The 18,864-nt window shown below is 71.9% G+C and carries 11 protein-coding genes; 4 read left to right on the top strand and 7 right to left on the bottom strand.

Annotation, left to right across the window (positions count from 1 at the left end; all coding sequences use genetic code 11):
- Window positions 1–46: 46 nt before the first annotated feature.
- Together ACFY9V_RS25895 and ACFY9V_RS25890 are read right to left on the bottom strand one after the other, a co-directional pair.
- On the bottom strand, window positions 47–796 hold the full coding sequence (locus ACFY9V_RS25895) for a hypothetical protein (protein WP_391163137.1): 750 nt from the start codon (window positions 794–796) through the stop codon (window positions 47–49).
- 24 nt (window positions 797–820) lie between these two features.
- Window positions 821–3,967 (bottom strand): glycoside hydrolase family 2 TIM barrel-domain containing protein, encoded by a 3,147-nt coding sequence (locus ACFY9V_RS25890; RefSeq protein WP_391163136.1) that lies wholly within the window; start codon window positions 3,965–3,967, stop codon window positions 821–823.
- Between the two features lie 267 nt (window positions 3,968–4,234).
- Between ACFY9V_RS25890 and ACFY9V_RS25885 the strand changes: the two genes are divergently transcribed.
- Both ACFY9V_RS25885 and ACFY9V_RS25880 read left to right on the top strand, forming a co-directional pair.
- Window positions 4,235–8,245, top strand: a complete 4,011-nt coding sequence (locus tag ACFY9V_RS25885; RefSeq protein WP_391163134.1) for a family 78 glycoside hydrolase catalytic domain — start codon at window positions 4,235–4,237, stop codon at window positions 8,243–8,245.
- Between the two features lie 160 nt (window positions 8,246–8,405).
- Window positions 8,406–9,290: an LLM class F420-dependent oxidoreductase gene (locus tag ACFY9V_RS25880; RefSeq protein WP_355341608.1), complete on the top strand. Its 885-nt coding sequence runs from the start codon at window positions 8,406–8,408 to the stop codon at window positions 9,288–9,290.
- 73 nt (window positions 9,291–9,363) lie between these two features.
- On the opposite strand, the gene ACFY9V_RS25875 is transcribed toward ACFY9V_RS25880, so the two are convergent.
- From ACFY9V_RS25875 to ACFY9V_RS25865, 3 genes are all read right to left on the bottom strand, one after another.
- Window positions 9,364–10,431, bottom strand: a complete 1,068-nt coding sequence (locus tag ACFY9V_RS25875; protein WP_355341605.1) for a chitinase — start codon at window positions 10,429–10,431, stop codon at window positions 9,364–9,366.
- Between the two features lie 135 nt (window positions 10,432–10,566).
- Window positions 10,567–11,412 carry a hypothetical protein gene (locus ACFY9V_RS25870; protein ID WP_391163132.1) on the bottom strand — a complete coding sequence of 282 codons (846 nt, stop codon included), beginning with the start codon at window positions 11,410–11,412 and terminating at the stop codon, window positions 10,567–10,569.
- 224 nt (window positions 11,413–11,636) lie between these two features.
- On the bottom strand, window positions 11,637–14,954 hold the full coding sequence (locus ACFY9V_RS25865; protein ID WP_391163131.1) for a GH92 family glycosyl hydrolase: 3,318 nt from the start codon (window positions 14,952–14,954) through the stop codon (window positions 11,637–11,639).
- Between the two features lie 473 nt (window positions 14,955–15,427).
- Here ACFY9V_RS25865 and ACFY9V_RS25860 point away from each other — a divergent pair, with 473 nt between their 5' ends.
- On the top strand, window positions 15,428–16,600 hold the full coding sequence (locus ACFY9V_RS25860; RefSeq protein WP_391163130.1) for an ROK family protein: 1,173 nt from the start codon (window positions 15,428–15,430) through the stop codon (window positions 16,598–16,600).
- Between the two features lie 31 nt (window positions 16,601–16,631).
- On the opposite strand, the gene ACFY9V_RS25855 is transcribed toward ACFY9V_RS25860, so the two are convergent.
- A complete protein-coding gene (locus ACFY9V_RS25855) occupies window positions 16,632–17,525 on the bottom strand; it encodes an alcohol dehydrogenase catalytic domain-containing protein (RefSeq protein ID WP_391163129.1) in 894 nt (297 codons plus the stop codon).
- Window positions 17,526–17,595: 70 nt separating this feature from the next.
- On the opposite strand from ACFY9V_RS25855, the gene ACFY9V_RS25850 reads away from it, so the two are divergent.
- Window positions 17,596–18,183, top strand: a complete 588-nt coding sequence (locus ACFY9V_RS25850; protein WP_391163128.1) for a TetR family transcriptional regulator — start codon at window positions 17,596–17,598, stop codon at window positions 18,181–18,183.
- Between the two features lie 87 nt (window positions 18,184–18,270).
- Here the strand turns inward: ACFY9V_RS25850 and ACFY9V_RS25845 are convergent, their stop codons facing one another.
- The gene (locus ACFY9V_RS25845; RefSeq protein ID WP_391163127.1) at window positions 18,271–18,858 is read right to left on the bottom strand and encodes a short chain dehydrogenase; all 588 of its coding nucleotides are present in this window, start codon (window positions 18,856–18,858) and stop codon (window positions 18,271–18,273) included.
- Window positions 18,859–18,864: the final 6 nt, after the last annotated feature.

The raw sequence follows: 18,864 nt of genomic DNA, 5'->3' as shown, positions 1-18,864 counted from the left end.
ACCCCGTCACCGGGTCACCCGGTCACCACGTCGTTCGGTCACCCCGTCATTCGGTCCGCAGCGCCACCGCCGTCCGCGTCCTGGCCGCCCAGCTCGCCGGGAGCAGCACCCCGCCCGCGGCGATGGCCAGGGCCGCCACCGCGAGCAGGGCGATCTGCGGGGCGTGGTAGACCGCGAGGTCGGCGTGCGGGATACCCGTACCGGCCGCTTCGCCCATGATCGGCGGCACATGGCCGTGCAGGGCGATACCGAGCGGCACACCCGCGAGTCCCGCGACCGCGCCGACCGAGCCCGCCGAGGTGAGCACCATGGCGACGGTCTGCCGCGGCGCCATGCCGAGCGCTTCGAACACGGCGAGGCCGAGCGGGCCGAGCGCGGTGTCGAGGGCCGCGAGGTAGCGGTCGCGGTCGGTGCCCGCCGTCAGGCGCACGGAGAACGTGTCCGGCCGGAAGGCCAGTCCGACGCGGGTGAGCGTCCGTTCGTCCATCAGGACCCGCCGCATGCCCGAGTCGCCCGTGGACAGCGCTTCGCCGACGATGCGGACCGGCGTGCCGCGGCCGTCGTGCTCCAGGGTGACGGTGTCGCCGACCCGGACCCCGGCCGCCTTCAGGAACCGGTCGGCGACGACCGCCTCGCCCGACCCGGTGCCGAGGTAGGAGCGGGTGCCCGGCTGGGCGGCCAGAATCCGGGCGACCGCGGCGGGATCGGCCTTCCCGGTCTGCCCGTTGTTCCCGGTCTGCGCCGGGCCCGGCGCCCCGACCGCGCCCGGAGGCGGGGGCGCCTGGGTACGGACCACGACCGAACGGTGACGGCGGCGCGGTCAGCTCCCGCTGACGGTGAAGTCGGTGATGCGCTGGGCGCCGTCGGGTGTGCCGGGGGCGGCGCTGGTCAGGTCGAGGCGCAGCCGCGGGGTGCGGACGGCGGGGAAGGTGATGACGGTCGGCGCGCCGCTCGCCGTCGCCCAGGTGATCGCCGGGTTCGTGACGGGCACGTAGCGGTCGCCGTCCCAGTAGGAGAGCGTGACGGCGCCGGGCAGCGAGTGGGTGGCGTCGACGGTGAAGGTGACCGAGAGGGTGTCGATCCGCTGCGGCGCGGCCCAGGCGACCGAGACCCAGTCGGCGGGGCGGGCGCCGCGGAAGGCGGGCAGCAGGGCGGTGGCGCTCTTGTTGAAGGCGTTGGACCAGCCGGTCGCGGGGTTGCCGTCGAGCATCGCCGCGGGCAGCGCGTTGCCCGCGCCGGAGTAACTGGCGTCCGCCAGCGGGTAGCTGACGGGCCCTGGGCCCGGGTCGGGTGAGAAGCGGACCGGGGGTGTGGTGGCGACGGGTCCCGACGCGCGGCCGGTCCGTATCGAGGTGGTCGCGGGGTGCAGCCCCGGCGCGCTCGCGGTCAGGGTGAGGCGGCCCGCCTCGGTGCCCGAGCGGACGATGGCGAGTGCCTTGCCGTGGAAGGCGGTTCTGGTGGTGGCCTGGTAGCGCTCGGCGCTCTCCTGCTGTCCGTTGTCGACTCCGGCCAGGGAGCCCCCGGTGGCCTTGAAGGTGATCAGGTGGCCGGCGCCGGGGACGACGGTGCCGTGCGCGTCGATCACCTCGGCGGTGACGAAGGCCAGGCGGTCGCCGTCGGCGGTCAGGGAGTCGCGGTCCGGCGTCAGGCGCAGGCCGCGCGGCTCGCCCGCGGTGCGCAGTACGTCGGTCGCGACCGTCCTGCCGTTCTTCCGGGCGACGGCCTTCAACTCACCGGGCGCGAAGGGGACTTTCCAGGTGAGGTGGAGTTTGCCCGCGCTGCCGTTGGGGCTGGTGTAGCTGCCGGGGTACGGGCCGCCGGTGACCGTCTTGTCGTCGCCGGTCGCCTCGGTGGTCTCCAGATACGTCCGCCCGTCGACGGTCTTCTTGGTGTCGAAGCGCCGCACCCCGAGCGAGCGGCCGTTGAGATACAGCTCGACGGTGTCCACGTTGGCGTACGCCCAGACCTCGACGGTCTCGCCCGGCGTGTGGTCGGTCCAGTCCATGGGCACCAGGTGGACCATCGGCTCGCTCGTCCACTGGCTGCGGAAGAGGTGGTACATGTCCTTGGGGAAGCCCGCGGTGTCGACGGCGCCGAAGAAGGACGCCTTCACCGGGAAGACGCCGTAGGGCGTGGGTTCGCCGATGTAGTCGGTGCCCGACCAGAGGAATTCGCCGGCGAAGAAGGCGCGGTCGCGGTCCTTCTTCAGGCCGTACTCGCCGCTCATCGTCCAGGACGCGAGGTTGTTGTCGTAACTGGAGGTGGCGCGCTTGCCCGGGGTGTGGTTCTCGCCGGTGTTGAGGTGTTCCGGCTCCTGGTAGGCGCCGCGGGTCGAGGTCTCGGACGACGACTCGGACTCGAAGAGGAACAGGTGCGGGTAGCGGGCGTGCAGGGCGTCCACGGAGGCCGCGGTGTTGTAGTTGAGGCCGAGGCCGTCGAGTTTGGCGAGCATGAGGTCGGCGGCGGAGCCGACCGCGGGCAGGCCGCGGTATTTGTCGGAGCCGATGACGACCGGACGGCTGGTGTCGCGCGCGCGGACCGCGGTGATCAGCCCGTCGGCCATGCCGAGGCCCGCGGTGCTGGTGGAGTCGGGGATCTCGTTGCCGATCGACCACAGGATGACGGCGGGCGAGTTGCGGGCCGCGTCGACCATCTCGGTGATGTCGGCGGCGCTGTGGGCGTCGAAGAACCGCCCGTAGTCGTAGGTGTTCTTGCCGCTGCGCCAGCAGTCGAACGCCTCGACCATCATGACGATGCCCAGTTCCTCGCAGACCTGGACGATCTCCGGCGACGGCGGATTGTGCGAGGTCCTGAAGGCGTTGACGCCCATCGACCGCATGATCGCCATCTGGCGGCGCACCGCGTCGATGTGGACGGCGGCGCCGAGCGCGCCCTGGTCGTGGTGCAGGTCGACGCCCTTGAGCTTGGCGTACCGCCCGTTGACGAACAGCCCGCGGTCGGGGTCGATCGTGACGTGGCGGATGCCGAAGCCGGTGGTGTACGTGTCCACCGTCCGTCCGTTGACGCGGACTTCGGTCAGCAGGGAGTACCGGTGTTCCGGGGTGTCGAACGACCAGAGGTCGGGGCGGTCCACGCGCAGTTCGGCGGTGACGTCCGGCGCTCCGCCCGCGCCGGGCAGCGTCAGCGGTGAACTGGCCTTCGCCACCTGGCGGCCACGCCGGTCGAGGACGGTGTTGACGACGGTGGCGGAGGCCGCCGCGCCCGACTCGTTGACGACCGAGACCTGCGCGCGGACGGTGGCGTAGCCCTTGCCGTGCGAGGCGGCGAGGGTGTCGGCGAGTCCCGGCGTCGTCACATGGGTGCCCCAGCGCGCGACATGCACGGGGTCGGTGACGACCAGGCGGGCGTTGCGGTAGATGCCGCTGCCGGAGTACCAGCGGCTGCTGGGGAGTTGGTTGCGGACCTCGACGGCGATGACGTTGGGGGTGCGGCCGTCGGTGTGCAGCAGGTCGGTGAGGTCGAGGGCGAACCCCGTGTAGCCGTAGGGGTGGTTGCCGACGAGTGTGCCGTTGCAGTAGACGTTGCTGTCCATGTAGACGCCGTCGAACTCGACGGAGACACGGCGTCCCGCGACCGAGGGCGGCAGGGTGAACGCCTTGCGGTACCAGCCGAGTCCGCCGGGCAGATAGCCGGTGCCGCCCGAGGTGCCGTTGGCGGTGGTCGGGGTCTGCTCGATGCTCCAGTCGTGCGGGACGCGGACGGTGCGCCAGCGGTAGTCGTCGTAGCCGGGCTGTGCGGCGTCGGCGTAGGCGCCGGTCGGGTCGGTGATGCCGCCCGGGTTGACGAGGGCGAAACGCCACCCGTCGGCGAGGTCGACCGTCCGCGGAATGGTGGTTCCTGTTGATCCGGAACGGGCGCTCGCGACTGCGGTGAGACCGGGGAGCGAGGGTACGGCGACGGCCCCCGCCACCCCCGCGATCAGGAACGACCTGCGATCGACCGGCATGGTGGATCCCTCCTCATTGAGGTACGCGCATTCCGGCGCCCTCGACCGAGCGTCGGCAACTCACGGGCGAACAACCGGCATTGAACAGAATCAACCAATCGCACACGGATTCTTGCAGGGCCGCACCGCCGGGGGTCAAGGGTCGCGTCACCGCCGGTTCGGCCGGCACAGAAATCGCTGTCGCACACCTTGTCGTGGCACCGCCACACGCCGTATGAATCTATCCATGCATCTTGAAACGTTTCGATCGCATGCCAGGAGAACACCGTGAAGCGGCCGGTCCGGACGACCGCCGCTCGCGTCGCCCCCCGGCGCCGCTCGGCGCTCCTCGCGGTGACCGCGGCCGTCGCGGCCCTGCTTCCCGCCGTCGGCTCGGTGACGCCCGCCCAGGCGTCGTCCGGGCACCTCGGCGCACTCGCGCCGACGTCCTTGCAGGTGGACGGGGAGTCCTCGGACGCGGTCGTCGGCGGTCAGCGCCCCACGTTGTCGTGGGTGGTGAACGACTCGCGGCGGGCCGAGGCGCAGACGGCGTATCAGGTCGTGGTCGAGGCGGCGGCCGTCGGGAAGGGAGGCCACGCGCATCAGGTGTGGGATTCGGGCCGCGTTCGTTCGGCCGACTCGGTGAATCGTTCTTATGGTGGTCCCGCGCTGGCGAGCAACACCACCTACACCTGGTCGGTGCGCACCTGGGACCGGGCGGGCGACCGCTCCCCCTGGTCGGCCCCCGCGCACTTCGACACCGCGCTGTTCTCCGCGTCCGACTGGTCCGCGTCCTGGCTGCGGGTCGCCGACGGCGCGCTGGTGCGCGGCGGCGTCGACCTCCCCAAGTCCGTCGCCCGCGCCCGGCTGTACTTCGGCGCACAGGGCATCGTGGAACCGCACGTCAACGGCGCCGTGGCCGAACCCGGCCAGGTGCTCAACTCGACGGTGACCGACTACACCAAGCGCGTGCTCTACCGCGACTTCGACGTCACCCGGCAACTGGTGCGCGGACACAACGCGTTGGCCTTCATGGCGGGCAAGGGACAGTTCTCCGGGCAGCCGACCTTCGTCGCGCAGCTCAACGTCACCTACACCGACGGCACCTCCGCAACATTCGGCACCGGACCGGCCTGGCGCACCACCGCGGGGCCGGTGACCGGCGACGACTTCTACCTCGGCGAGACGTACGACGCCCGTCGGGCCGTGACCGGCTGGGACACCGCGGGCTTCGACGACAGCGCGTGGAAGCCCGTCGTGGCGGTCGCCGCCGCGACGCACCCGCAGAGCCTCGCGCAGGGCAGGCCGGTGACCTCGCGGGACACGACCTCCTGCTGCGGCTGGTCGCCCGCCGCCCTCACCGACGGCGTCGACGGCTCGACGGACGCCTCCCAGGGCTACCACTCGGCCGTGGCGACGACCGCGGACGACGCCAAGTGGGTGCAGGTCGACCTCGGTTCCGCGCAGCCGCTCTCGGGCGTCAGACTCTTCCCCGCCCGGCCGACCAACGACCCGGCGGGCGACCTGCCCGGCGCCGGATTCCCGGTCCGCTACCGCGTCGAGGCCGGTGACGATCCGACCTTCGCCACCGCGACGACCCTCGTGGACCGTACCGGCGCCGACCAGCCCAACCCCGGTACGGCGTCGGTTTCGATACCGGCCGAGGTGACGGCCCGTTATGTGCGCGTCACGGCCACCAAGCTGTACTGCAACGGCTCCGGGTGCAATCTCCGGCTCGCCGAACTCGGCGTGTACGGCGCCCACCCGACCACCGTCTTCAGCGCGCTGACCCGGCTCCAGGCCGACACGACGCCTCCGACACGTATCGTCAAAACCCTCAAGCCGGTGGCCGTCACGCACCCGGTGGCCGGGTCGCAGGTGTACGACTTCGGGCAGAACATCGTCGGCTGGGTGACGATCAGGGCAAGCGCCCCGTCCGGCACCACCGTTGACATCAAGAAGGGCGAGATCCTCGCCTCGGACGGCCAGGTCACCACGTCCAACATCAGCTTCGGCGACGGCGATCCGGTCCGGCAGACCGAGCATTACACCTTCGCGGGCAAGGGCGCCGAGACCTACGCCCCGCACTTCAACTACTCCGGCTTCCGGTACGCCCAGCTCACCGGTGTGCCCGCGGGCACCGCCGTCACCGTCACCGCGCAAGAAGTGCACTCCGACGTCGCCACGACCGGACAGTTCGACACGTCGAACAAGGTGCTGAACAGCATTCAGACCGCCCTCGTGCAGACCCAGTTGAACAACCTCCAGTCGATTCCGCTGGACTGCCCGACGCGTGAGAAGCACGGCTGGCTCGGCGACGCGGGCGACACCGACGTCGAGGCGATGAGCAACTTCGACATGCGGGCGTTCTACGACCAGTGGGCGCAGACCGTCGTCACCAGCGCCCACCCCGACGGCAGCCTGCCCTCGGTCGCGCCCACCCAGGGCGCCACCGACTGGTTCACCGACCCCGCGTGGGGCTCGGCCTACCCGCAGATCATCTGGGACTCCTACACGCAGTACGGCGACGCGGGCCTGGTGCGCGCCAATTACGCGCAGGTCAAGAGCTGGGTCGACTACCTCGGCACGATCAGCGACAGCGACCACGTCGTCACCGCCGCGCCCGGCTCCTGGGGCGACGACTGGGTGGCGACGGTCAGCACCCCGCACGTCTTCTTCCAGACCGGCTACTACTACCTGGACGCCACACTGCTGGCGAAGATGGCCGCGGTCGTCGGCGACACCGCGGACGCCAGGCGCTACACCGACCTGGCGCGGCAGATCGGGGCGGGCTTCACCAAGCGGTTCCTCGACGCCGACACCGGTGTGTGGAGCACCGGCACCCAACTGGCCTACGCCATGCCCCTGGTGCTCGGTCTGGTCCCGGCCGCTCAGCAGAAGGCGACCGTCGACCGGCTCGTCCAGGACATCGCCAAGCACGGCAATCACGTGACGACCGGCTTCGTCGGCACGTCCTTCGTCTACCAGGCGCTCGGCATGTCCGGCCGCAACGACGTGGCGCTGGCCGTCGCGGAGCGCACCGACTTCCCGAGCTTCGGCTACATGGTGACCAACGGCCCCGGCACGATCTGGGAGAAGTGGCCGAACTCCTCGGCGGCGGACGGCACCTCGTCCAAGGACCACATCGGTCTCGCCGGTTCGATCGGCCAGTGGTACTACCAGCAGCTCGGCGGCATCCAGCCGGACACGGGACCGGCGGGCGCCGCGTACCGCGCCTTCACCCTCGCGCCCAGCGTGGTCGGCGACCTCACCCGGGTCTCCGCGCGGCAGCGGACCGCGCGCGGCACGGTCGTCAGCGCCTGGCAGCGCGACGGGTCCACGCTGACCTACCACGCGGTGGTGCCGGTCGGCTCGACCGCGACCATCAAGGTGCCGCTGCTCGGCGGCGCCCGGTCGACGGTGACCGAGAGCGGCCGGACGATCTTCGCGGACGGCCGCCGCGGCCGGAGCGACCCCGGCCTGAGCGTGGGCACGGCGGACGGCACGACGCTCACCGTGACCGCCGGGTCCGGTGACTACACCTTCACCGTCCGCCCGCCGCGGACCCCGTACACCCAGGTGTCGGTCTCCGCGGGCGCGCCCGCGCCCGCACTGGTCAAGGGGAACGGCGGTACGACGATCGGCGCGGTGGTCGAGGGCCACTCGACCGCGCCCGGCGCCGCGGCCACGGTCGGCGCCGACGTCCCCGCGGGCTGGACCGTGACGTCCACGCCCGCCCGCGTCCCGCTGACCCCGGCGTCCACCGCGACCTTGGCGAACGTCGAGGTCACACCGCCGAGCGGGACGAGGAGCGGTACGTATCCGGTCACCGTGACCGTACGGTCGTCCGACGGTACGACGGCCAAGGCCGCCCTCGAGGTGCTGGTCCTCGGCAGTTGGCCGCAGGGCACCACGGCCGCCGCCTCCAGCGAACACGCGCCGAACGTCGTGGACGGCGCGACCCGTACGTACACCGCGGGCAATGCCGTCGACGGTGATCTGAGCACCTTCTGGAACGACGACACCGACTCCCGGTACCCCGACACCCTGACCGTCACCGCGCCCGCCCCGACCACGCTGAACGGCGTGGGCTTCGCCTCGCACAGCGACGGCGTCCCGACCGCCTTCACCGTCCAGACCTGGGACGGCGCGGCGTGGGTGACACAGGCCGACATCACCGGCAACACCGACCAGTACCGCTGGATCCCCTTCGCGGGCTCCGTCACCACCACGCGGGTCCGCGTCGTGGTGACAGCGGCGCAGAACAGCTTCACCCGGATCGTGGAGCTGACCCCCTAGGGCCGCCGTCCCAGGGCGCCTCACACGGGCGGCCCGGCTGTTCGTACCCGTTCGGCTCACCGGGTGCGGAACAGACGGGCCGCCCGTTCCGCTTGCATGGGTGACGGACCGCGCCCGGCCGACCGGGCGGGCGCGCGGCGCGCATCGAGGAAGGGCTCACATGGGACAGCACGACCGGCTGGGCAGGATCGGGATCTGGAGCGGCGCCTGGACAGCGGCGGTGAACGGCGCCGGAGTGACGTACACCGGCGCGTACGACGAGGCCGCCGCCGAGGTCGAGGCGCTGGGGTACGGCGCCGTCTGGCTCGGCGGGAGTCCCGGCGTCGCCGTCGCGGAACCGCTGCTGAAGGCCACCACCCGGCTGACCGTGGCGACCGGCATCCTCAACATCTGGAACGACGAGGCCGCGGACGTCGCCTCGCAGTGGGCGGCCGTGGAGCGTACGCATCCGGGCCGGTTCCTGCTCGGGCTCGGCGTCAGCCACGGCCCGCTGGTCAAGCGCTACGCGCGGCCGTACTCCGCCATGGTCGACTACCTGGCGGCGCTGGACGCGGCGCCGGAGCCGGTGCCCGCCGGGCGGCGGGTGCTGGCGGCGCTCGGCCCGAAGATGCTGGAGCTGTCCCGTGACCGTGCGGGCGGCGCGCACCCGTATCTGGTCACCCCCGAGCACACCGCGAAGGCGCGCGCGGTCCTCGGTGCGGAGCCGCTGCTCGCGCCCGAGGTCAAGGTCGTGCTGGACACGGATCTGGAGTCGGGGCGTGCCAAGGCCAGGGACCATCTGAAGCTGTACCTGGCGCTGCCCAACTACACGAGCAATCTGCTGCGTTCGGGCTTCACCGAGGAGGACCTGGCGGGCGGTGGCAGCGACCGGCTCGTGGACGCGGTCTTCGCCGTGGGCGACGAGAGCGTCATCGCGGCGCGGGCGGCGGAATTCCTCGCCGCGGGCGCCGACCACCTCGCGGTCCAGGTGGTCACCGGCGATCCGGCGCGGCCGTTGCCGCTGGCGGAGTGGCGCAGGCTCGCTCCGGTGCTGATCGAGGGCTGAGTCTCCGCTTCTTCGCGCGGAGTTGACCGGGACGCCCGCCCGCCGCGGACGGGCGCCCCGGATTCCCGCGGGATCAACGGCCTTGCAGCGCCTTGACGTTGTTGCCGAAGGTCCAGTTCTTCGAGCCGTCCCAGTTGAGCGACCAGGTCATCAGGCCCTTGAGTGCGCCGCTGTAGCTGTTCCACGCCTGGGAGACCAGACCGGTCGTCATGTAACCGCCGCCCGCGCCGGGTTGGGCGGGAAGGCCGGGGACCTGCTTGTCGTACGGGACGCGGATGGTGGCGCCCTGGACGACGAGCCCCTTGTTGAGGCAGGTGGTCTGCGCGGTGAAGCCGGCCACCGTACCGGCCTGGTAGGAGTCGCCGGAGCAGCCGTACATGCTGCCGTTGTAGTACTGCATGTTGAGCCACCAGAGCTTGCCGTTGTCGGCGTACTTCTTCACGATCGGCAGGTAGGCGCCCCAGATCGAGCCGTAGGTGATGCTGCCGCCGGTGACGTACGCCGTCTCGGGGGCCATCGTCAGGCCGAAGCCCGCGGGCATCCGGGACAGGACGCCGTCGATGATCCGCTCCAGGTTGGCCTGCGAGGCGGAGAGGGTGTTGATGTTGCCGCTGCCGACCAGGCCGGTCTCGATGTCGATGTCGATGCCGTCGAAGTTGTACTTCTGGAGGATCGGCACGACGGTGGCGACGAAGCGGTCGGCGACCGCGCTCGAGCTGAGGTCGATGCCGGCCGCGGCACCGCCGATGGACATCAGGATCGTGGCGCCCGCCGCCTTGGCCTGGCACATCTCGGCCGGGGTGGCGACCTTGACGCCGGTGTCCATGCCGTCCTGCCACAGCACGGTGCCGTCGGACTGGATGACGGGGAAGGCCGCGTTGATCACGTTGTAGCCGTGGGCGGCGATCCGGCTGTCGGTGATGGGGATCCAACCGAGGCCGGGGTGCACGCCGTTGGCGGCGCCGTCCCAGTTCTCCCAGTACCCCTGGAGCACCTTGCCCGAGGGCCGTGCCTTGGTCGCGCAAGTGTCGGCCGCGGCCGACGCCGGTTGTGCCGCGTGGGTCGCCGCGGCGACCGGAATCTGCGCCAGGAAGGCCATGGCGAGGCCGACTCCCAGCAGACGCACCCTCCGACCGATCATGTCGTACTCCTCGTGGTGTCGTCGCGCACTCACAGGCCGTAGTGGACCGGATCGTAAAGTGGTCTGAACCACTCGTCAATAGGTCTGGACCAAGCCCGTGGTGCGGCGACGACAGTGACGGGGGATACGGAAGGGTCAGCCGGTGGTCGGACGGTAGGCGTAGGCGGTGGTGGAGACCGCGCACACGCTCGGCGAGATGATCTCGACCCGCAGCACCTTCGCGTTCGCGTCGTAGTCGACGCCCTCGGTCTCGAAGCCGCCCGAGCAGACGCTGACGCGCGGCACCTGGAAGAGGGTAGCGACCCGGCCGGTGACGGGCGTGCCGTCGAGCGCGTGCGGCAGGTCGACCTGGAAGACGTCCTTGGCGTCGTTGTCGGAGACGCAGACCAGCCGGGTCGCGGAGACGAAGTCGCAGCCCTGGACGTCCGTGACGGCCTTGTCGAGGCTGATCTGTCCGGCCTGCGCGAGGGTGCCGCCGGTGGCCGGGGTGGCCGGGTTGGTCAGCGGGGCGGGGAAGACCTGGAGCCGGTTGACCGTGCCCCACTCCCCCTCGACCAGCCACCGCGCGTCCGGCGAGACGGTCGCGAAGGAGTTGTTGAGCAACTCGCCCTGGTCCAGCGGGTGCACGTAGTCGTAGCTGTGCCCGTCGGGCGTGGTGACCTCGAACATCTTCGAGGTGGCGCTGTCGCCGCCCTGGTAGGCGTCGAAGACGTAGCCGTTGACGATGTCCGGGTCTCCGACGTGGTTCCAGCCCGCGATGCGCAGCCGCAGCGGGATCGAGCCGAGGCCGCGGGTGAGGACCGAGCCGTCGGCGCGGGTGGCGATGCCCTCGCCCGCGGTGAGCGTGCTGTACACCGTGTTGCCTGCGGCCACCCACCCGCCGGGCGAGTCGGCGTGCGCGGTGGAGGTGCCCACGGCGGCCAGGGCCGCGGTGGCGAGCAGCAGGGCGGCGGCGCGGCTACGGAGTGCGCGTGCGGTCAACGGAACCCCCGGTGTGGACGGTGGGGGGCCGCCCGCGGCACGGGGCAGCCCTGTGACAGCAGTGACCCTAGGGCCTGACGGGCCGACGCCACCACAGCGCGTGGGCCAACTCGGCCTGAACGGGCGGCGATCGGTTCGTTCGCGCCGGACATGGGTGCGGGGCGGGCGGGGCCGGTCGTGCCGGTCCTCGCCCGCCCCGCGCTCTCCGCGGTGGGCTGCCGGGGTCAGGCGGTCGCCACGGAGAAGATGTGCATGTCACCGCCGTTCGTGCTGGACGGCAGCGTCACACTGGCCAGTTGCTTGCCCGCCTGGAGCGCGATCGGCGCGGTGGAGAAGATCTCGGTGCCCACCGGGTCCTTTCCGCCGCCCTGGACGTCGCGGTACGCGGTGTGCACCGCCACGACGTTGCCGTACGAGGGCTGCTGGGAGCCGCCGCCGAGCGTCCAGTCGCTGAAGCCGATGTCGGCCTTCTGAGTCGTGCCGTCGGTGTACGTCAGCGTCACCGTGCCGGTGGTCTGGCCCTCGCTGGCGCTGCCGAGCAGGCTCAACTTGGTAGCACCGGCAGCGGACTTGGAGACGTCGAGCACCTGGTCGCCGCCGCCCACCACGATGTTGTCGGGCGCGCCGGGCGCCACCTGGGGCCAGGTGAAGTCGAAGCCCCCGGAGGACACCGTGCCGCCGGGCGCGGCACCGGCCGCGGCGAGCGCCGCCGCCGAGTAACTCCAGCCCTCGCCGTCGAAGTTGGCGGACGGATTCGTGTCGTCGGCGGAGATGCCGTTGTTGTTGACGTACCAGGTGAGGGTGCCGCGTACGCCGACCGTCACCGACAGCGAGGCCGCCGGGGCGGTGCCGCCGTGCGCGGAGCCGAGCGTGATCGGGACCGTGTAGACCCCGGCCTTGGTGTCGGCGGCCACCGACACGGAGAACTTCGCGCTGGTGGCGCCGCCCTTCGGGACGGTCACCGTGCCGGACGCGGGCTTCAGCGTGATACCCGCGGGCGGCTTCGCGGTCCAGCGGACGTCGACCTTCTTGTCCTGGATCGTGGACAGCTTGACGGCGGCGTCCGCGGAGCCGCCGGGCTCGATCTTCACCTGGCCGGGGTCGGTCGAGGCGAAGAACGGGGCCTCACCGTCGCGGAAGGACGGCGGCGCGTTCTTGGCCGCGCTCCCCCACGTGGTGTTCGCGGTGCCGCCCAGCGTGTAGTCCAGGGTGCCGCCGCGGGTGACGAACGAGGCGGGGACCCACGGCTGGTCGGACTTCTTGCCGTTGACGCGCAGGCCCTGGATGTAGATGTTCTCGGCCGACGCCCGCGGGGCGTTGACCGTGATCGTCTTCCCGAGCCCGGTGTGGATCACCGCACGCGGGAAGACCGGGCTGGAGAGCACCAGGTCGGCGCGGCTGGGCACCTGCGGGTACATGCCGAGCGCGGAGAAGACGTACCAGGACGACATCGTGCCCGCGTCGTCGTTGCCGGGGATGCCGCCGGGCGCGTTGGTCCACAGGCCGTCGGTCTCGGCGCGCACGGTCTCCTGGGTCTTGTACGGGGCGCCCAGGTAGTCGTACACGTACGGCGCGTTGATGTCGGGCTCGTTGGTGGCGTCGTAGCGCGTGTCGTCCTTCGCGGAGAAGTCGAAGGTGCCGTCCGGGTTGCGGAAGAAGGCGTCGAGGCGGGAGATCGCGGTGGCGTTGCCGCCCATGGCCTTGGCCAGTCCGGCGATGTCGGAGTAGACCATCCACGTGTAGCGGGCGCTGCTGCCCTCGACGAAGCCGCTGCCGGTGGCGGGGTTGAAGGTGGCTCCCACCCACGACCCGTCGGACTTGCGGTCGCGCATGTAGCCGCCCTGCGCGGTCGCGTTCGGATCGAAGACGTTGGTCCAGTTGCCGCTGCGGTCGAGGAACTTCCGCTGGTTCTTTCGGTCCCCGACCTGTCCCGCCAGCTCCGCGAGACCGAAGTCCGCGGCGGCGTCCTCCAGGGTCTCGGCGGCGCCGCCCCAGCAGTGGCAGTTGTCGGACGGCACGTAACCGAGCGTCAGGTACTTGTCCAACGCCGGTCGCTGGCCGACGCATTCGACGTTGCAGCCGGAGCTGTCGGAGTCGTTGGCGGTCGGCACGGTGGCCGCCTTCACCAGCGAGGCGAGGGCGCCCCTGACGTCGAAGTCCCGGCCGCCGAAGGCGTAGATGCCCGCGAGCGCCGCGTCGGACGGGTCGCCGGACATGATGCTGGTCTTGCCGTTCTCCAGCAGCCAGCGGTCCCATTCGCCGTCGCGCTGCTGGGCATAGTTGAACAGCGACTGCGCGTAGTCACTGCCGACTCTCGGCTGAAGCAGCGTCAGCAACTGCACCTGCGCCCGGTACTGGTCCCAGCCGGAGAAGGTGCCGTACTGCTCGTGCTGTCCCCTGGCCAGCGAGTGGGTCTTGCGGTCGCCGCCCAGATACTGGCCGTTGACGTCGCTGGTGAGGGTCGGCTCCAGCATCGAGTGGTAGAGCGCGGTGTAGAAGGTGGTGTTCTGGTCGGCGGAGCCGCCGGACACCTGGATCTTGCGCAGCGCGGTGTTCCACGCGGCGGCGGCCTTCGACCTGATCGAGTCGAAGCCGGCGCGCTGCGGGTTCTCCGCCGTCAGGTTGGCCTCGGCGTTGCGCGCGCTCACGTACGAGATCGCGACCTTGGCCTGCACCTGCTTGGTGCCGGACGCGAAGGTCACATACGCGCCCGAGCCCTTGCCCGCGGTCGCGTTGCCGCTGGAGTTGTAGCCGGTGCCGCCGCTGGCCGATGTGGAGCCGGGCGTCAGGGTGCCGTCGGTCCAGGTGCCGACCTTGGCGAATGGCTGGTCGAAGTGGGCCGTGAAGTAGAGGGTGTAGACGTCGTGCCGGTTGTTCGCGCTCTGCGGTCCGCAGAAGTTGCCCGCGCTGACCGAGCCGGTCACGGTACGGGCCGCCGCGTTCACGGTGACGTCCGCCGCGGCGCTGCCGCTCTCGGAGTTGGACGTACGGAACAGCACGCTGGCGGGCTTGTCGGCCGGGAAGCCGAACTGGCCGGTGCCGGTGCGCTCGGTGGTGGTCAGCCGCGCGCTGGCCCCGCTGTCCAGGCCGACCTGGTAATAGCCCGCCTGCGCCGTCTCGTTGGCGTGCGAGAAGGTCGAGGCGTACTTCGCGTCCTTGGTGTCGGCGCTCGGCGAGGAGTCGACGTCGCCCACGTACGGCATGATCGGTATGTCGCCGTTGGCGCCGGAACAGCCCACGCCGTTGAGGTGGGTCAGGCTGAAGCCGCGGATCTTCGTCGCGTCGTACCGGTATCCGCCGGGGGCGGGTGTCGAGAACTGGTTGCCCGTCGAATTCTGCGGGCTCCACGCCAGCATGCCGAACGGCAGCACGGCGCCGGGGTAGGTGTTGCCGGCGTTCGAGGAGCCGATCAGGGGGTTGACGTACGAGGCCGGGTCGGCGTCATGCCCCCCGGAGGCGCCCGGACTCGCGGTGGCGGGCCCGGCGCCGAGGCCCAGGCCGATGCCGAGGACCGCCGTCGCCACCGCGGCCACGGCGCGCACGCCGCGACCCTTCCACCGCCTGCTGTCCACGGGTCGCACTGATCTGTCCGACACGGTTCCCGCCCTTCGTGTGTATCGCTTACGACAACGTTGTCAAACGATCAACTGTAGATGTTCCTCCCGGGGTTGGAGGGTGTCAAGAGTTGTCAGGTACCCGCGGGCGGGGTGGGGTGGCGGCTCGGCGGGGGGTGGAGTGCCGGCTCGGCGGGAGGCGGAGTCGCGGTGTCACGTACGGGTCGCGGCGGGCGCGGGGGCGGCGGTGTTCGGGCAAGCGGGTGAACACAGCGGGGGGCCGTGACGTCGATCGGGTAACTTTGCCCTGCGCGCCTGCCGCGTGGGCCGCGGGGCGGGATCGTGAGCCGCCCCCGGAGGCCGGGCGACCTTCGCCGGGGCCTGGTCGGCACTGACCGGCACGGTCCGGCACTGACCGGGCACTGACCGACAGCGTCCGACGCCGTCCGAGAAGGGACTTGATGGACACCACCGCCGCCGTCGACCGCTTCGAACTGCCCGCCAGCGCCCGCGCCGTGCTGCGCGCGCTGGCCGCCGACGGCCCGGCGACCCGGCCGCAGCTCAGCACCGCGCTCGCGCTGTCCCGGCCCACCATGTCGGTGGCCATGGCGGAGTTGTCACGGCTCGGGCTGGTCGAGGGGCAGGGCAGTTCACGCGGCGCCACCGGGCGCAGCGCCGTCCTCTACTCGCTCGCGCCGACCGCCGGGCACGTCCTCGGCGTCGAGATCGGCGCCACCGTGGTCCGGGCGGCGGCGTACACCCTCGACGGGCAGGAGATCTGCACCGCCGAGGTGCGGCTGCCCTCCGACCAGCCGACGGTCACACCGGAGGCGGCGGACGCGGCGGCGGGGGTGGTGCGTACGGTGCGCGAGGAGGTCGGGGCGCGGTACGGGCCGCTGCGCGAGGTGGTGGTCGCGGCGCCGACGCTGCCGAATGTGGGGGCTTCCGGTGCGGGACGCGGAGGCGGGGGCCTTCAGCCGGACGGCACGGTACGGATCACCGACGCGCTCGCCGTGCCCGACGGCGTGCCGGTCACCGTCGAGAACAACGTCAACTGCGCCGCCGTCGCCGAGCACCGCTTCGGTGTCGCCCGCCACCAGCAGATGTTCGCCTACATCCAGGTCGGCGTGAAGATCGGCGTCGGCATCGTGCTCGACGGACGCCTGATGCAGGGTGCGAACGGCGCCGCCGGTGAGGCCGCCATGCTGCCCTTCCCCTGGTCGGAGTCCCAACAGCCCCGGCGCGCCGGGCTCGAGCAGTTCCTCGGTTCCGACGCCCTGATGGAACGCTGCCGCGCCGCCTGGCCCGCCTCCGGCGGCGGACCCGTGCCACTGGACGCCAAGGCCCTCTTCGCGTCCGCCGCCTCCGGCCACGCCGCCGCCCGCCGCGTGGTCGACGAACACGCCGCCGCCATCGGCCGCCTCGTCGCCGCCGTCGTCGCCCTGCTCGACCCCGGCCTCGTCGTCCTCGGCGGCGGCGTGGGCCAGAACCAGCTGGTCCTCCTGGAAGTCCGCCGCACCGTCCACGAACTGACCTGGCCCACCGACATCACCATCGGCGGCCTCGCCGACCGCGCCACCCTCCTCGGCGCCGTCCACGTCGCCCTGACCCGCGCCCTGGACTCGATGGCCTAGGGCCTCCGCAAGGTCTCGTCCGGCTGGTGGGTCAGACGATCAGGACTCTGCGGCCGCGGGTGTGGCCGGCTTGGCTGTCGGCGTGGGCCGCGGCGGCCTCGGCGAGGGGGTAGGAGGTGTCGACGGGGATGTGGAGCGCGCGGCGGGTGATGAGAGCGGCGGCCTCGGCGAGGGCGGCGGGGACGCTGCCGGCGGTGCCGGAGAAGCGGACGCCGTGGTCGGGGGCGGTGAGGTCGGCGATGGAGACGACCTTGCGGGGGTCGCCGGTGAGGGCGACGAGTTCGGGGACGACGCCGGAGCCCGCGAGGTCGAGCGCGGCGTGGACGGGGCCGAGGGCGCGGACCCGGTCGGTCCAGCCGTCGCCGTAGGTCGTGGCGAGGGCGCCGAGTTCGCGGAGGTAGTCCTGGTTGGCGGGCCCCGCGGTGCCGATGACGGTGACGCCGCGGTCGCGGGCGATCTGGAGGACGGCTGATCCGACGCCCCCGGAGGCGCCGCTGACCAGCAGGGTCTGTCCCGGCTCGACGCCGACCTCGCGGAGGATCCGCAGCGCGGTCTCGACCACGGAGGGGTATCCGGCCGCCTCTTCGAAGGTCAGCCCTTCGGGCATCCGGGCCCAAGCCGAGAGGACCGCGAACTCGGCGTAGGTGCTGGTCCCTTCGCCGAATACGTGGTCGCCGATCTCGACACCGTCGACGCCCTCGCCGATCTCGTCCACCACCCCGGCGGCGTCCAGCCCGACGCCCGCGGGCAGTTGGACCGGATGGGCCTTGAGGATCTGGCCCTCGCGGACCCGCCAGTCGGCGGGGTTCACACCGGCCGCCCGTACGGCGACGCGTATCAGGCCGGGGCCCGCGTGGGGCTCCTCGGCGTCGATGAGGCGCAGGACATCGGGGCCGCCGAACTCGGCGAAGCTCACTTTCTTCATGCGACGGACCGTAACACTAACGGTTAGCGTTTTGAAACCGTTCCTTTTTCGTAGCTGATAGTGTGCGGTCATGACCGTGCCGACCGGACGCCGTGAGCGCAAGAAGGCCGCGACCCGCCGGAAGATCGCCGACACCGCCCTGCGGCTCTTCCTGGAGCGCGGCTACGACGCGGTGGGAATCCGTGACGTGGCCGCCGAGGCCGACGTGGCCGTCACCACGCTCTTCTCACACTTCGCCGCCAAAGAGGCGCTGGTGTTCGAGCAGGACGAGGACTTCGAGGAACGCCTCACGCGGGCGGTCACCGACCGGGCGCCGGACGAGCCGGTCGTGCCCGCGCTGCGCCGCGAGATACACGCCCTGGTACGGCACTGCACGGCGGACGGCGCCGCGCCGGTCTGGCGGATGATCGACGGGTCGCCCGCGCTGCGGAAGTACGAGGAGTCGATGCGGCTGCGGCACGCGGAGTCGGTGGCCGCGGCCCTCGTCGCCGATCCCGGAATGCCGCAGAGCGCGACGGCCTGCCGGACGCTCGCGCGGTTCGTGATCGACGCCTTCTCGCTGGCCCGCGAGTCGGCCGATCCGCAGGCCGCGGTGGACGAGGTCTTCGCGATGATCGAGGCGGCCTGGGAGGCCGCCCGCCCCTCACGTCAGGCGTGAGGAACGCGGGGAACGCGACGACCGCCGGGAACGCCAGGGACGGGACGCAGCGACCCGCGGCTCAGGCAGAGAAAGCCCGCCCGCGGCTCACGGGCGGAAGGTGCGGCCCCGCACCGTCCCCTCCGCGATCCCGACGTAGACCTCCGCGACCTCGCGGACGGGGGTGCCCGCGGCGGGATCGGCGGACATGGCCCGGAGGGTCTCACTGATCCAGCCGGGGCTGACGAGGTTGAGGCGCAGCCCGCGCGGGAGTTCGCTCGCGGCGTTGCGGACGAAGCCCTCGAGGCCGCTGTTGATGAGCGCGCCCAGCGAGCCGCCCGCCATGGGCGCGGCGAAGGTGCCGCCGGTCAGGGTGATGGAGCCGCCGTCGCGCACATGGCGGGCCGCGCGCTGGACCAGGGCGACCTGGCCCCAGAGTTTGGCCCGCACCCCGGTCGCGAAGTCCTCGTCCGTGGCCGACGCCAGCTCCAGCAGCGGGCCGTTGGCGGCGCAGCACACGACCGCGTCCAGACCGTCGACCTCACCGAAGAGCGTGTCCATCGTGGACGGGACTTCGAGGTCCACCTTCAGCGGACCCCGGCGCGAGGCCGCTACCACCTCGTGCCGTGCCGCTGTCAGCGCGGCGGCCACCGCGCTCCCGACGGTTCCGGAAGCTCCGATCACCAGTACCCTCATGCCCCC

Source organism: Streptomyces sp. NPDC008317, from assembly GCF_042955955.1.
Lineage (GTDB): Bacteria > Actinomycetota > Actinomycetes > Streptomycetales > Streptomycetaceae > Actinacidiphila.
Note: the sequence above shows the minus strand (reverse complement) of the source record. Positions and strands in the feature narration are given on the sequence as shown.

What these genes read in the sequence shown, in the direction of transcription:
- ACFY9V_RS25875 (WP_355341605.1), bottom strand. Translation starts at nt 10,431, where the DNA reads ATGATCGGTCGGAGGGTGCGTCTGCTGGGAGTCGGCCTCGCCATGGCC.
- ACFY9V_RS25880 (WP_355341608.1), top strand. Translation starts at nt 8,406, where the DNA reads ATGGGACAGCACGACCGGCTGGGCAGGATCGGGATCTGGAGCGGCGCC.
- ACFY9V_RS25890 (WP_391163136.1), bottom strand. Translation starts at nt 3,967, where the DNA reads ATGCCGGTCGATCGCAGGTCGTTCCTGATCGCGGGGGTGGCGGGGGCC.
- ACFY9V_RS25860 (WP_391163130.1), top strand. Translation starts at nt 15,428, where the DNA reads ATGGACACCACCGCCGCCGTCGACCGCTTCGAACTGCCCGCCAGCGCC.
- ACFY9V_RS25845 (WP_391163127.1), bottom strand. Translation starts at nt 18,858, where the DNA reads ATGAGGGTACTGGTGATCGGAGCTTCCGGAACCGTCGGGAGCGCGGTG.
- ACFY9V_RS25855 (WP_391163129.1), bottom strand. Translation starts at nt 17,525, where the DNA reads ATGAAGAAAGTGAGCTTCGCCGAGTTCGGCGGCCCCGATGTCCTGCGC.
- ACFY9V_RS25850 (WP_391163128.1), top strand. Translation starts at nt 17,596, where the DNA reads ATGACCGTGCCGACCGGACGCCGTGAGCGCAAGAAGGCCGCGACCCGC.